The organism is Lacinutrix sp. 5H-3-7-4, assembly GCF_000211855.2.
GTDB lineage: Bacteria > Bacteroidota > Bacteroidia > Flavobacteriales > Flavobacteriaceae > Lacinutrix.
The window spans coordinates 1,764,428-1,779,151 of record NC_015638.1; the positions used below are offsets into that span (position 1 = coordinate 1,764,428).

The 14,724-nt window shown below is 28.9% G+C and carries 16 protein-coding genes and 1 tRNA gene; 16 read left to right on the forward strand and 1 reads right to left on the reverse strand.

What is annotated here, in order from left to right; translation table 11 throughout:
• The first annotated feature begins 114 nt into the window (after positions 1 to 114).
• From LACAL_RS07785 to LACAL_RS07835, 11 genes are all read left to right on the forward strand, one after another.
• Entirely contained in the window at positions 115 to 933 is an 819-nt protein-coding gene (locus tag LACAL_RS07785; protein WP_013870177.1) for a hypothetical protein, read from the forward strand.
• A 76-nt stretch (positions 934 to 1,009) separates the two neighbouring features.
• The gene (locus LACAL_RS07790) at positions 1,010 to 1,192 is read left to right on the forward strand and encodes a CPXCG motif-containing cysteine-rich protein (RefSeq protein WP_013870178.1); all 183 of its coding nucleotides are present in this window, start codon (positions 1,010 to 1,012) and stop codon (positions 1,190 to 1,192) included.
• A gap of 119 nt (positions 1,193 to 1,311) precedes the next feature.
• Positions 1,312 to 1,384: transfer RNA gene (locus tag LACAL_RS07795), tRNA-Met, on the forward strand.
• A 53-nt stretch (positions 1,385 to 1,437) separates the two neighbouring features.
• Entirely contained in the window at positions 1,438 to 2,793 is a 1,356-nt protein-coding gene (locus tag LACAL_RS07800; RefSeq protein ID WP_013870179.1) for a site-specific integrase, read from the forward strand.
• Positions 2,794 to 3,762: a hypothetical protein gene (locus tag LACAL_RS07805; protein ID WP_013870180.1), complete on the forward strand. Its 969-nt coding sequence runs from the start codon at positions 2,794 to 2,796 to the stop codon at positions 3,760 to 3,762. It abuts the gene before it with no gap.
• A gap of 199 nt (positions 3,763 to 3,961) precedes the next feature.
• Positions 3,962 to 4,192 (forward strand): hypothetical protein, encoded by a 231-nt coding sequence (locus LACAL_RS07810; RefSeq protein WP_013870181.1) that lies wholly within the window; start codon positions 3,962 to 3,964, stop codon positions 4,190 to 4,192.
• On the forward strand, positions 4,185 to 5,219 hold the full coding sequence (locus LACAL_RS07815) for an AAA family ATPase (RefSeq protein ID WP_013870182.1): 1,035 nt from the start codon (positions 4,185 to 4,187) through the stop codon (positions 5,217 to 5,219). The genes LACAL_RS07810 and LACAL_RS07815 overlap by 8 nt, the downstream gene beginning before the upstream one ends.
• A 4-nt stretch (positions 5,220 to 5,223) precedes the next feature.
• Positions 5,224 to 5,424 (forward strand): hypothetical protein, encoded by a 201-nt coding sequence (locus LACAL_RS07820; protein WP_013870183.1) that lies wholly within the window; start codon positions 5,224 to 5,226, stop codon positions 5,422 to 5,424.
• A gap of 61 nt (positions 5,425 to 5,485) precedes the next feature.
• Positions 5,486 to 6,355 (forward strand): DUF6371 domain-containing protein, encoded by an 870-nt coding sequence (locus tag LACAL_RS07825; RefSeq protein ID WP_013870184.1) that lies wholly within the window; start codon positions 5,486 to 5,488, stop codon positions 6,353 to 6,355.
• A gap of 247 nt (positions 6,356 to 6,602) precedes the next feature.
• Positions 6,603 to 7,106 (forward strand): hypothetical protein, encoded by a 504-nt coding sequence (locus LACAL_RS07830; protein WP_013870185.1) that lies wholly within the window; start codon positions 6,603 to 6,605, stop codon positions 7,104 to 7,106.
• A 152-nt stretch (positions 7,107 to 7,258) separates the two neighbouring features.
• Positions 7,259 to 8,347 (forward strand): toxin-antitoxin system YwqK family antitoxin, encoded by a 1,089-nt coding sequence (locus tag LACAL_RS07835; protein WP_013870186.1) that lies wholly within the window; start codon positions 7,259 to 7,261, stop codon positions 8,345 to 8,347.
• Between the two features lie 41 nt (positions 8,348 to 8,388).
• Here LACAL_RS07835 and LACAL_RS07840 read toward each other — a convergent pair whose 3' ends face one another.
• Positions 8,389 to 9,354: an IS110 family transposase gene (locus LACAL_RS07840; protein ID WP_013870187.1), complete on the reverse strand. Its 966-nt coding sequence runs from the start codon at positions 9,352 to 9,354 to the stop codon at positions 8,389 to 8,391.
• A 393-nt stretch (positions 9,355 to 9,747) separates the two neighbouring features.
• Here LACAL_RS07840 and LACAL_RS07845 point away from each other — a divergent pair, with 393 nt between their 5' ends.
• The 5 genes from LACAL_RS07845 to LACAL_RS07865 all read left to right on the forward strand — a co-directional run bounded on the left by LACAL_RS07845 (position 9,748) and on the right by LACAL_RS07865 (position 14,592).
• Complete coding sequence (locus LACAL_RS07845; RefSeq protein ID WP_013870188.1) at positions 9,748 to 10,197, forward strand: hypothetical protein; 450 nt, start codon at positions 9,748 to 9,750, stop codon at positions 10,195 to 10,197.
• A gap of 133 nt (positions 10,198 to 10,330) precedes the next feature.
• Complete coding sequence (locus LACAL_RS15385; protein ID WP_013870189.1) at positions 10,331 to 11,062, forward strand: hypothetical protein; 732 nt, start codon at positions 10,331 to 10,333, stop codon at positions 11,060 to 11,062.
• A gap of 267 nt (positions 11,063 to 11,329) precedes the next feature.
• The gene (locus LACAL_RS07855) at positions 11,330 to 11,887 is read left to right on the forward strand and encodes a hypothetical protein (RefSeq protein ID WP_013870190.1); all 558 of its coding nucleotides are present in this window, start codon (positions 11,330 to 11,332) and stop codon (positions 11,885 to 11,887) included.
• 351 nt (positions 11,888 to 12,238) lie between these two features.
• Positions 12,239 to 13,426 (forward strand): Xaa-Pro peptidase family protein, encoded by a 1,188-nt coding sequence (locus tag LACAL_RS07860; protein ID WP_013870191.1) that lies wholly within the window; start codon positions 12,239 to 12,241, stop codon positions 13,424 to 13,426.
• A 173-nt stretch (positions 13,427 to 13,599) separates the two neighbouring features.
• Positions 13,600 to 14,592, forward strand: coding sequence for a DUF3644 domain-containing protein (locus tag LACAL_RS07865; protein WP_013870192.1), 993 nt, complete (start codon positions 13,600 to 13,602; stop codon positions 14,590 to 14,592).
• Positions 14,593 to 14,724: the final 132 nt, after the last annotated feature.

A 14,724-nucleotide genomic window follows, 5' to 3' on the forward strand; every position in this document is an offset into this window, starting at 1 on the left:
CAGTAATTTTTTTAAATAGCTGAGTCTTAATTGTGTAGTTCGTCGAAAAAAATTGCTTTAAACGGAGGATTATTATATATTTACTTCATAATTAGTCCCAAAAACTAAACCATTATGAAAACTCTTAATCTTACATTAATCTGCTTATTTGCATCTTTACTAAGTTTTGCAAATATTTCTCAAACAGAAAAAAATGCATTATTAGCACTTCATGCTTCAACAAATGGAGAGCAATGGACTAAAAAATGGGATTTAAACACAGATGTTTCAAATTGGTTTGGAGTAACTGTAGAAAATAATAAAGTTGTAGCGCTTAATCTTCCGTTTAATAATCTTAAAGGTAATTTACCAGAAGAATTAGGAAACTTAAGAGCATTAACTAAAATTAACTTTGGATTTAATAAAATATCAGGAACAATTCCATCAAGTTTTTCTAAATTAAATAATTTAAAATCTTTAGAGTTATTTTTAAATAAATTAGAAGGTGAGATTCCTTCATTTTTAGGAACATTAACTAATTTAGAAGTTTTAGCACTGTATAGTAATAGTTTTTCAGGAGATATACCTTTGGAGTTAGCAAACCTTAAAAACTTAAAAGAATTACAATTAGGAAGTAATTTTTTAACAGGAGTTATACCATCAGAATTAGGTGCATTAACCAAGCTTGAAAAATTAAGCTTAATAGATAATAAATTAAAAGGTGAAATACCATTAGAATTAACAGACTTAAAAAATTTAGAAGAATTAATTCTTTCTGAAAATAAGTTAACAGGTAATTTACCATTACAATTTAGCCAATTAAACAGTCTTAGTACATTAATGGTAAGTGACAATAATATGGATGTAGAATATGCAACTGTAGTAGAAGATAGAGCAAGTGTTAGAAGTTCTATAGTTACTTATAATGATACTTATGTTGTAGAAAGAGATTAAATTAGTCTTTAAATATATTGAAAAGAGCCGGTTATTTTAACTGGCTCTTTTTATTTTTACAAAAATAGAATCCATTATGTACGAACATTTTTTTCAATGTCCATATTGTTGGGAAACTATCTCAATGCTTTTAGATAGTAGTGTTAGAGAACAAACTTATGTAGAAGATTGCGAAGTTTGCTGTAACCCAATACAAATAAAACCTCATTTTGAAGACTTGCAACTTGTTGGTTTTGAAGCATTAAATATTGAGCAATAAAATTTATTAAATAAATGCTTGTTATATCTAAAAATGATTGTATATTTGCAGTCCTAAATAATTGGTCGGCATTATGAACCGAAAGTTAAAAGCTAAGTAAATTATTTAAGAGATTAAATCGCGGGATAGAGCAGTAGGTAGCTCGTCGGGCTCATAACCCGAAGGTCACTGGTTCGAGTCCAGTTCCCGCTACTAAGCTTCAAGCTAATAAAATCAACGGATTGTGTCTCACAATCCGTTTTTTTATGTCTTCAATTTTCTTACATTTACAAAAAGTACACGATTTAGTACACGATTTCCCAATGAAGCTTAACTATTCTAAACCTAAAATTTATACAGGTGGTGTAGATATACATCAGTGGTCTAAACTGTCCAAAAAAGAACAAAAAGATGCGTTGTCTAAATATTGGTATGTTTATTATTCTTATAGAAATCCAAAATCTGGCAAGCTCGTAAGGCAGTCTAATATAAAAGGAGGTGCTAATCAATATAAAGATAAGCAAAGTAGGTACCATGTGCTTAAAATGCTAAAGAAAGGATTAGAAATTGTACTACAAGATGGTTTTAGTCCATATAATATAAATGTATCACTAGAAGAATATATTCAGCAAAAATTTCAAAACAAATCAAACAGTAAAAATAAAAGTACAACTAGATTAGAATCTATTCAAGACAGTAATGAAACTGAAGAAAATACTGTTGTATTAAATATTGAGGATGCTTTTAAACTTGGGCTAGACACTAAAAATAAGGTGTTAAATGAAAATTCTTATCCTAAATTTAAAAGCCGAATAAATAGGTTTAAAAAGTGGTTGCTTGAGAGTAATTTTGAAATGCAAAAATGTATTACAACAATTACTAAAAAGCATGTTATAGAATACCTTAATACTGTATTACAAAATTCAAGCCCTAGAAATAGAAATAATACAAGAACAGATTTATCTTCTCTTTTTCAAGTTTTAGAAGATAACGATGTAATACAAGAAAATTTTATAAAAAAAATTAATGTATTAAAAGCTATTCCAGAAAGAAACAAAACCTATAAGACAAGTCAATTAAAAGAAATACATGATTATTTAGATAAAGAAGATCCGATTTTAAGCTTGTTTGTCAAATTCATAGCCTTTAATACCTTGAGACCAATAGAGGTTTGTAGATTAAAAATAGGAGATTTAGATTTAGTTGATAAAAAATTATATGTTAGAGCTAAAAATAAGCCTGTAAAGGTTAAAATAATACCTGATATTCTGTTGAGTGAATTAGAAATTTTACATGGTAAAAAAACAGACTTATTGCTTTTTACACCAAATAATATTGGAGGTGAATGGGATACGAATGAAAGTAATAGACGTGATTATTTTACTAAAAAATTTAAAAAAGTAAAAGACCATTTTGGTTTAGGTAAGAATTATGGTTTGTATAGTTTTAGGCATACCTATATTACAATTATGTATCAAAACTTAGCCAAAACATTTACTCCTCACGAAGTAAAAAGTAAATTAATGTTAATAACCGGTCATGCAACAATGAATGCTTTAGAACAGTATTTAAGAGATATAGATGCTGTTTTACCAGATGACTACTCAAAACTTTTAAAATAAATGAAGCTTAAATATTTTGGTTTCTTAGACGAAGCACAAATAAAAAATCTTGATGAAGATTCTATAGTAAACTTATTAAAAGAAAAGAAGCTAATAACTTTTAGTGCTTCTATAGTTTCTAATGATTCAGTAAAAAGAGGTATATCTAAACTCTTCTATAAAAAGAAACACAAATTAAAAACAACTAATTATAATTACTCTAAGCATGTAGCTAAAGATTATATGTGTTTTTTATTACAACACTATTCTAGGCTTATTGAGAGTGATGTTTATAAGTATAAAAAAGACTTTGTTTTGCAAACAAACCTCTTAACAGATAAGAAAATTAAAACGTTCGCTTCTAAAGACTTTAAAAACATCTTCGAAACAATTGTAGATGTAAAATATATTCCTTTAATGAAAAATCGTCATGGAGAAATTGGCATAAATAGGTTTGAACTAATAGATAGGGAAAGAGAATACAAATATATTGATAGGTTAAGAAACCAAAAAGAATCCATATATCATTATTTAGTTGGTAATACAGAATTTTTTGATATTACTTTTTTTGATGAAAATCCATGGTTACAAGAAATTATAGATTTTGAAATAGGTTCAAGAATATTAAAATACTTGAATGATAAGTTTCTGTTTGAAGTTAAGGATTCATCAAAAAATAATGAAAAGGCAAAAATTATATACGGACAATATAAAAGCGAATTTGAATCACTGGAGCTAATAAAATTTATCGTGACTCAAATTGAAAGTCAAGAAAATACGAATAGAGCATTTTATATTTCTTTATTTTACTTTTTTAAAAAAGATCTTAATTTGCAAATGCCGAATGCTGACTTATTTACTCAGATAATTAATAATAATTTTAATGAAGACATAGGTACAATTAAGGAACCAAGTTCTTCATCGAAAAAACACATAGAAAGAAAAGAAACTCTAAAAAAAGAGTGGCAGAAATTCAATTCTAGAATGTAGAAATTATAAAATTCCCCAAAAATCAAAAATTTCCCCTAAAAATAAGTGGATTTCCCCAAAATTTCCCCTTTTTTTTCCCTTTTTTAGAGTTGAGATGTTTCACAATTTGCAACTAGTTAAATCTTATTAGCTAGTGCTAAATGATATATACTTTTTAATAAGCATTTAACTATTAAATGATTAATTAATATAAGTATAAATGAAAACAACAATCAATTTTAGAGTAACGTGTGACGTTAAAGAACAGCTTGAAATTTTATCAGAAGAATATGACGAATCCATTTCAAAAGTCATAAGGGATATAATTATTCATAATTTAAGAAGGCGAGGCTTATTAGAAGAAGAGGAGCGAGAAGTGTTCTATATCAATTTAAGTGATTTAGATCTTTCTGAGGCTGTTACTAATAAAAATTTTAAGAACGATGAATGATTCAGCAATTCAAAAGATTGCTGATGATATTCAGAGTAACGAAAGTAAATTAGAACTTTCAGCAGCTACTCAAGGTTGTCTTATTATAAAAAAGACAAAAAAATGGATAGAAGAGGCAAAGAAACGACCAATACCAAATATGCTATTTAGTGAATTCTGGTATGAAAATGAACTATGTATATTATTTGCAGATACCAATTTAGGTAAATCAATATTAGCAGTACAAATAGCTGATAGCTTGAGTAAGGGTAAGCCAATTTATGGTTTTAAATTAGAAGCTAAACCCAAAAAAGTACTTTATCTTGATTTTGAGCTATCAGATAAACAATTAGAAAATCGCTACTCTCTAGATTATACTAAGCACTATTCTTTTAGTGATAATTTTTTACGTGCAGAGTTAAATTCAGAATTAACACTTCCTAAAGGTTGTAATACAATTGAAGATTATATATGTGATACTTTAGAACAAACTGTCGATCATAACGACGTTGAAGTATTGATTATAGATAATTTAACGTATTTGAATAATGATAATGAGAAAGCTAAATATGCTTTGCATTTAATGAAGGTTTTGAAAAAGCTAACTAAAAGTGCATCCATTTCAATTCTAGTACTATCTCACACTCCAAAGCGTGATAATTCAAAACCATTAACAAAAAATGATTTGGCAGGGAGTAAAATGTTGATGAATTTTTGTGACAGTTCATTTGCAATTGGTGAAAGTTCTCAAACTCATAACTACAGATATTTAAAACAAATTAAACAACGTAATACAGAGCAATTATATCATTCTAGTAATGTAATTGTGTGTAGTATAGAGAAAAATATCAATTTCCTAACATTCAATTTTATTGAATTTGATGAGGAAAAGTCTCATTTAAAATCACCTGTTTTAGGCAGTCTTGAGGATAGAGACGATAAAATGATTAAACTAATTAAAGATGGGTTAAGCAATGTTAAAATTGGGGAAGAATTAGGCATTAGTGAAAGTACTGTAAGAAAACGTCGCAAAAAATTAAACCTATAGTTTAATGCAGGCTACCGACGTATATAATATTGCTAAAGCACTTCCAAAAAAAGAGCTTAATAAGCTATATAAATTACTAGGTAGTTTACCAGAGATTAAAGAAAGTTCACCAATAACAAAAAGCAAACGTAAGAAGGTGCCAGATTTTACAGTAGATGATGCTATTGAATTTTTAATCGAAAATCATTTCAATAAAATAAAATAAGAAAAACTCGTACCATTCGTACTCCTGTAATAGTACGAGTGGTACGAACATAAAAAAGTGTATGAATTTTAAATATCAACTTGACAAATCAAGTAAAAAATATTATTGTCCAAATTGTAATAAGAAAACTTTTGTAAGATACGTTGATACTCAAAATCAACATTATATAAATGCAGTTGATGGTAGATGTGATAGGGAAAGTAAATGCGGTTATTTTAAGAAACCTAATAACAATAAATGTGTAACTTCTGTAATTTCTGGTAATACATTTATTAATAAACCAACGTATCACAAAGCAAGTTCTGTTTTACAAACTATAAATAATTGTAATACAAATAATTTTATAAACTATTTACGTCAACATTTTGTACCCATAGACATAAAACGAGTAAGTGAATTATACAAAATAGGTAATACAAACTATTGGAGAGGAGATACGGTGTTCTGGCAAATAGATGATCATAGAAAAGTTAGAGCTGGCAAAATAATGCTGTATGATTGTAATACAGGCAAAAGGATTAAAAAACCGTATAATCATGTTAATTGGATGCATAAAAAACTAAATCTAAATGATTTTGTATTACAACAGTGTTTATTTGGATTACACTGCATTACAAAACAAGAAAGCTACAAAACAATTTGTATTGTAGAAAGTGAAAAAACTGCAATAATAATGAGTATTATATTTCCTTCTAATATATGGATGGCAACAGGAAGTAAATTTAATTTTAAAGAGTCATTATTGTTGCCAATTAAAAATAGGCAAATTATAGCTTATCCTGATAAATCTGAATATAAAGCATGGTTAAATGTTTGTAGTCAATTAAATACTAAAGGATTTAAAATTATATGCAGTAAGCTCGTAGAATCATCTAATATTAATGATGGTGATGATTTAGTTGATATTTGTCTAGAAAACTTAACTAAATAAAATATTGATGCAATATGAACTAGGTATATCTATTAACAACCTATTTATATAGAATGTTTTTTTGTACAACCGTAATAGGAATTTATTAGGTTGATAATATGTCTTTTAAAAAACTAAAAAGTTGCGATAACCTGCCAAAAATAAAATATATACAAACTTTAATAAAAGTTGGTATATACCGCCAAATTTGTTTGCTAACCGGTACAAAAATGATTATGTTTGGTATATATAATAGTTACCATACATTATGAAAAACCTCATATTCGCTTTTATACTAATTGGACAATTCTCATTTACGTTTAGTCAGAATAAATTTGAAAATGCAATAAATTCACTTGATAAAAAACTTGGTTTTAATAACACGTCCGAATCATACTCAATCGGAACAAAACCAAAAGAGGATTTTGTGAATCAATTAAATAAATGCGGAGAAAAAGAAGAATTAAAGAAACTGTTGAAACTGAATTTTATATCTATCAACTTTGCAACATCTGCTGAATTATCTACCAACAAATGGAATGAAAAATATGTGATTGAATTTAAGGAATGGCAATTTGAAAATAAGAAAGAAGCTTCAAAGTTTTGTAGAATTTTAAACCGTTTAAATCATTCACGAATCCAAAGTTGTATAAATGAAAAAGGAATAATGTGGTGGAAAAATAAAAACAGAATATATATTTTGATCAGTCAAGATAAAACTATACATCAAAACGAAATTAAACAAGTCATAATTAACGGACTGAAAAAATAACGTATGGTAACACCGTATATAATTTATTGCTAGTTCTTGCCTACTTACGAAAATCCTCGCGGATTTTTTATTCGGTTTTTATTTGCTAAATTAAGTGCTTAACCACGCAACAAACCATATACAAACACGTTGTGTGTAATTTAAACCTTAATATGTTAAAACAAATATTGTCATCACTTCTGCTTTTTACAATCTTAATTTCATGTTCGGATAATATTAAAGATGATAAGTACAGAAATTCCAATTATCTTTTTTATAAGGAAGATGGGAAAAAAGGATATTGGCAAAAAATAAGTCCAAACTCAAACTTTAAATATAAAAAAGGAAATCTCACTTATTTTTATGATAATAGCAATGTGTTTAGTGAGATTGAAATTATTGATTCATTTCCTAATAGAACGGTAAAATATTATGACAAAAATGAAGAACTCATTAAAAATCATTGGGTTAAAAAAGACTCATTAATAAAAGAGCATTTAGAAAATGGATACTTCAAACATAATTATTCACCTAATGGACCTGTAATACAAGAAGGATTAGTTGAAGATAATTTAAGACAAGGTATTTGGAAGTTCTACAGAAGTGAAGATGGTTCTTTAATCAGAATAACTGAAATGAAAGACAACTTCGCTCATGGTAAAAGTGAAAATTATTGGAAAAATGGAAATAGGAGAAATATTGCATATTGGGACATGGGTGAAGAGTCTGGGCAAGGAATAATTTACCATGAAAATGGAAAAATTGACGAAAAGCATTTTATTAAGGATGGCAAAATTCATGGAAGAATTGAACAATTTTATCCTAATGGCTCTAAAAGATTCTGGGCGAATTCATGGTATGGAATAGTAAAAGACACTTCAATGTATTTTTATGAAAATGGTACTTTAGAAAAAATGACTCTTGTATCATTGGATACTATTTCAAAAATATCAAATGGTAAAGAGTTTACTTATTACTCAAACGGCAAACTCAAAACAGAGAGTGAAGTTAAAAATGATAAACTCAATGGGGTTTCTATTACATATTATGAAAACGAAAATATGAAAGAGTGGATGCAATTAAAGAACAATGTGCTTGATGGAAAATATATTAAGTATTATGAAACAGGAGAAAAAAAACAAGAATTAAAAGCTAAAAATAAATACTTAACTGATAATATTTATTTTTTTGATAAAAAAGGAAGAGTTCTTAAAACATTAGTAGCTGAAAGAGGAGTAATAGTTGATTCTATTATAAAATAAAACTACACACAACAAAGAACTGAGTTAAAAAACAAGCAATTTTAAGCTAATTTTGAAACAAAGTTTTCATCGTAAGGCAACCCACTTTTTGCAATAGCAAAGGCTTGTTTTAATAGCTTATTTGCTACAGCTATTAACGCTAGTTTTTTACTCTTTCCTTTGGCTACTATTCTGTCAAATAATGCTTTACAAGATTTGTTGTATTTATAGGCTGAAAAGGCTGCTAAAAACAATAAATTTCTAAGTTTTTTATTACCCACTTTACTTATGCGACTCCGTCCTCGCACACTACTTCCTGATTCCCGAATCGTAGGTGTAATACCTACATAACTACAAAGCTGTGATGCGCTTTCAAACTTTTTAAATCCATCGGTTACTACTATTAAAAATAAAGCTGTTTTCATACCTATTCCTGGTATACTTTGTAATAAAGTCAATTGGTGTTGTTGGTCTTGTTTCACCAATTCTAACAATCTATCTTCTAAGAGTTTTATCTCTTTTTTTAAATGACTTAAGTTTCTTTTTAAAGAACGATAAACTGTTTTTGATGGAGTGCCTAAAACATCTTCTCCGTGTATTTTATTTTTAGTTGCGGTGCTCTTTTTTACGTAACTATCCAGTAATCTAAACAGTTGTAAGCATTCTGCCTGAACATCACTTAATGCATTATATAAGGGTACATTATTAAATGTACCATACTCACATATTGCTTTTGCATCGCTTTTATCTGTCTTTACTTTAGCTAATTTCATTTGGATAAAGCGTTTTACTGATAAAGGATTTACTACAGAAACTAATACTCCATTTTTATTTAAAAACTGTGCTAATCTGTAATGATAATAGCCTGTTGCTTCCATAATTACCAATGCTTCTTTTGGTAAGCTTGTTAAAAGCTTTTTAAATCCAGATTCATCATTTTTTAATTGAACGTGACCTTTTGCTTTACTGTATATATCAAATACAGATTTGCTAATGTCGATACCATAAATTTTTCTATCTTTAGTCATAAGAACTGAATTTTGGAAAGAACAAATGCTACTCACATTTCAACAACTTGAAAACGAGATCTAGGTCTCACAGAACTGAACGAAGTTTAAGTAGTAAAAGAGAGCGGATTATCAATGTTGTCGAAGTCTAAAGCTTCACCGTGTATAGTAACCTTAATGCTCTCTTTTGTTCTTTCTAATTAATATTTAAATTTAGTGAATTACAAACTTAAGACGTGTATAATTCATTGCTAGTACACGCCTACTTACGAAAATCCTCGCGGATTTTCTATTCGGTTTGTATTTGCTAAATTAGTTGCTGAAACACGCAACGAAATCATACACAAACACGTTACCCAACATTTGACAAAAATCACGGAAATCGAACCGAAAACAATATTGGAACATAAATAAATGAATATAAGTTTTGACCTTGACAGCACATTAATTCCGAACGGAAAGGAATTTGAAACTGAAAACAGAAACGGAATTGCAAAACTGTTCGGAATTGAGGAAATACGAAAAGGCACTCGTGAATTGATTGCTGATTTACAAAACCAAGGTCACGAAATTCATATTTATACAACATCATTTAGAACTAAAAGCAAAATACGATTGACTTTAAAATATTACGGAATAAAAGTCAGCCGAATTGTAAACGAAAAAGAAAATCGAAAAGTTTTAAAATCTCGGAATATTAACTCATCCAAGTTTCCACCAGCATTTGATTTTGACTTACATATTGACGATTTAAAAGGTGTTGGAATCGAGAGTAAAAGATTAAATTTTAAAGCAATTATTGTTGAACCGACTGAAAAAAATTGGATTGAAAAAATAAAAAACGGAATAAAAAACGTTGGGTAACACCGTATATAAAAAATTGCTATTTTGTGCTTAATTCTATGGTCGTTGCACGTTTGCTACGTCTGAATTTCCTTCGGAAATTCCTCGCACGCAAACACGCAACTTTCCATATACAAAACCGTTGGCAACAATTATGAGAAACCTAATCCTTATAATATTATTTTTTGGAATTTTAGCTTGTAAAGAAAACAAGCCGAAAGAAAATTTGGTAACTAAAATTGAATCTTCAGAAAAAATAGAAATTAAAAAAGCAGACACCTTACTCAAAACTGAATTGTCCAATTTACTAAATGAATCTTACGAAAAAAGAAGTTTCGATTCTCTAAACCTATTCTTTCGTAAATGGAAAACGGAATCTGAGAAAATTGAACCCGAAATAAATGATTCATTGACTTCAAATCTATATCAGATATTTTACGAAATATATCATCCATTTGAATTGGAAAAATATGGTTGGATGAAAAGGAAACATTTTAAAGAATATAAATATGCAATTCCACCTTCGAGTTTACCTTATACTTTTGGAACAAAAATTGACACGTTAAAAGAATTCTACCCAAAAAATAATTTTTCAAATGCAAGTGTTTTAAACTCAATATCAGAATTTGAAATTGCATTAACTGAATTCATCTCGAAAGACAAATTTGAACGTGGTGATTTTTTAAGTAAAGTTTTACTTATGCCAATGACATATGGAGAAGCTGATTTTAAAACATCACCTGAAATAAATTTCATTTCAATAAACAAGGAAATGAATAAGGCAAAAGCAGAAATTCGATTAATAAGCACAGGATTGGAATTAAACCTGTCTAAAACTAAAAGAAAATGGAAATTAGATGGAATCAAAGAACTTTGGATAGAATAAATAACAGTTGCCAACACCGTATATAATTTATTGCTAGTTCTCGCCTACTTACGAAAATCCTCGCGGATTTTCTATTCGGTTTGTATTTGCTAAATTAGGTGCTTAAAACACGCAACAAACCATATACAAACACGTTGTAGGTAATTTAACACCCAAGTGAAAAATCATTATTTAATTTCATTTATTCTAATTCTACTGATTGCCTCGTGCAAAGAGAAAAAAAATGATTTTGTTAAAAAAAATCGACTATTAAAAGATTCAACCTACGTGAGAGAAAAATTAATAGTTAATTTGAACGACTTTCGACAAGAAGAGATTGAAATTTATATATCAAAAAATAACGATACTATTACCAACCAGTACAAGGTTATTGAAAATGGTGTAATCGATTCTCTAAATTCACTATTCTATATATTAAAAATCAAAAAATCTAATAAAGAAGGTTATTACAATGCCAATATTTCACTTCATTCTGAATACGAAAAGTTGGAATTGGATGAAGAGAACAAAAGAACTTTGAGCTTTTATTATCTCGAGCAAAAAGCAGACAGATTATATGACAGTATATCAAGTATAACAACAACGGTTGACAATGCTCTGGAATTTGAATTCGAAAATCAGTATGATGATATACTTATTGGACTTTTAGCGCAAGAAGTAATTAGAGACACAGTCGTGAATGGAGAAGAAATGCTAAACTATAGAATGACTTATTTATTAGTCGATAATCATACTATAACCGATAATATATTTCTTGAATCTCACGAATTAGATAAAGAAAAAAAATTTAACCCTGACGGAATAAAACTCGAAATAAGAGAATAAAAACTACCTACAACAACGGCTATAATTCATTGCGGCTGAATTCCTAATCGGAATTCACCGCAATTTTGCTATCTTTCGGCTACGTCGGAAAAGATCCTGCGGATTTTTCCGCAACGAAACCATAGCCAAATCCGTTATTGTTAATGCTGCGCTACGCTTGCATTAACAATAACCCGACGAGGGCTTCGCCCGAGTTATTGCTCACCGCAGTAGCTTCGCTACGCACTGAACAATAACTCTGGTTATAAGTTATTTTAAACTTACAGATATTTGCAATATCTTACAGTTCAAAACAACTCATAACCCTCGTCGGGTTGGCGGTAATTAAAGCAACGCATTAAAAACTGAAATTTGAGAATAAGTAAATTAGAATACAAACAGAGAATAAAATCAATTAAAGAAAGATTAGAGAAAAGCGAACTTGACACCTTAATCATTTCGGAAGAAGAAGATATTTACTATTTAACTGGATTAACTTACAAAAGCCTTGAAAGATTATTTCTACTAATAATTACAGAAAGCGAAGTCAGTTTTATTGTTCCAAAAATGGAACTTGCTCATTTAAAAAAAGTTGATAATGTCGATAAAATAAAAAATTATTGGGAATATCCTGCTCAAAAACCGGAACGTTGGAATGATATACTTCTTGAAATAGTAAAAGACAGTAAACTTATTGGAATTGGAGCTAAAACACCTTTCGAAATTTCAGCTTTTTTGAATTCAGTTAATCTTAATGTTGTAGAAAATTCAATGTTGGAAGAACAGAGATGGGTAAAAAGTAATGCAGAAATTGAGTTAATAAAACAAGCATCGAGATATTGTGATATTAGTATTGAGAAATTAAATAAAAATGCGTATTTCGGAATGTCGGAACTTGAAGTTTTTTCAATTGGACGTTCTATTCAACAAAAAGTAATTAAAGAAACACCTTTTGACTATTTAGCCACAAATATTTTAGTTGCGGCTTGGCCTAGTAGAATTTCTTATCAACCTCACGGAATACCAAAAGTATCAGATATATTAGTTGAAGGCTCACATATTAGCTTAGCTTTTTTACGAGTAAATGGATATTCGGCTGAATTAGAAAGAACATTTTTCACAAGTAAACCAACCAAAGAACAAGAAGAAGCATTTGAATTAATGATGGAAGCTAGGAGAAGAAGTTATGCTGTATTAAAAGCTGGTGTTATTGCAGAAGATGTAGATTTAGCTGCGAAACAATTTTTAATTGACCAAGGATTAAAAGAAAACTTAATGCATAGAACAGGTCACGGAATAGGTTTAGGAAATCACGAAGGTCCTTATTTAGCAGAAGGAGACAAGACAGTTCTAAAGGAAAATATGGTTGTTAGTATTGAACCAGGAATTTATATCGAAGGCGTTGGAGGTTTTAGACACTCTGACACAGTATTAATAACTAAAAATGGTTATGAAATATTAACGAACTGTCCTGATGACATAAAAAGTTTAACTTTTACAAACTTAAAACCAATACAAAAATTAAAAGGAAATATTATCAAGAAAATGTACGGAATATAAATAACTACCGCCAACCACGTGTATAATTAATTGCTTGGTTCTAGCCTACTTACGAATATTCCTGCGGAATATTCTATTCGGTTTTTATTTGCTAAATTACGTGCTTAACCACGCAACTAACCATACACAAAACCGTTGTGCGTCATATAACCAAAAACCTGTGAAAATCGAGAATGGCAAGAAAATCAAAATATTCATACCTACTTGAAAAGTCAGTTAATGCAGCAATTTCTGCAATTGAAATTTACAATAAACCTGACTTTAAATATAGAGAGGAAAGTTTTTCTATTTTAATGGTCAATGCTTGGGAAACACTTTTAAAAGCTAAAATTGTATTTGACAACAAAAATGATTTAAAATCAATTAATTTAATTGATACTTCTGCAAGGAAAAAAAATGGAGAGCCATTTAAACGTCCAAAATATAAAGTTAATCGTTCTGGAAATTATATGACGATTGATATTTTCTCAGCCATCAAAAAACTTAAACTACAAACAAGGTTAGCAGAAAACATTGAACTTTTAGTTGAAATTAGAGATAATGCAATTCACTTTTTTAATGAAAGTAAATTATTTGAAAAAAAGGTTTTAGAGATTGGAACTGCTAGCTTGAAAAGTTATGTTCAATGCGCAAACGAATGGTTTTCATATGACTTGACTCAATACAATTTTTATTTAATGCCTATTTCCTTTTTTCATTCCTATGAAATGGAAAGCTTTTCTATCGCAAATGAAGATGACCAACACAAAAACTTACTGAAATATATAGAGAAAAAAGAATCTGACTTTCCTTCTGAGTTAAAACAAAAGCATAACATTAGTTTAGTATTAGAAACAAAATTCGTTCGCTCAAAATCAATCGAAAGTATGGCAGTTCGTTATGACAATGACGACCCAAATGCAATAACAGTAAAAGTTTCTGCTGAAGAGCAATTTGCAGCAAAATATAAATGGTCATTTAAAGACGACCTTGTTCCTAAATTAAAAGCAACATATCAGGACATAAAATTTGGAAAGGAATTTCGAGAAATTATGAGAGAAATTGAAAAAGACGATAAACTATGTGGAAAAAGGTATATGGATTTTAGAATGAAAACGGGAACACCGAGAAAATTTTATAGTCCAAACATTATGAAAGAATTTGACAAACATTATAAGAGAAAATAAATACGAACGCACAACACCGTATATAATTTATTGCTAGTTCTAGCTTACTTACGAAAATCCTCGCGGATTTTCTATTCGGTTTTTATTTGCTAAATTAGGTACTTAAACCACGCAACAAACCATATACAAACA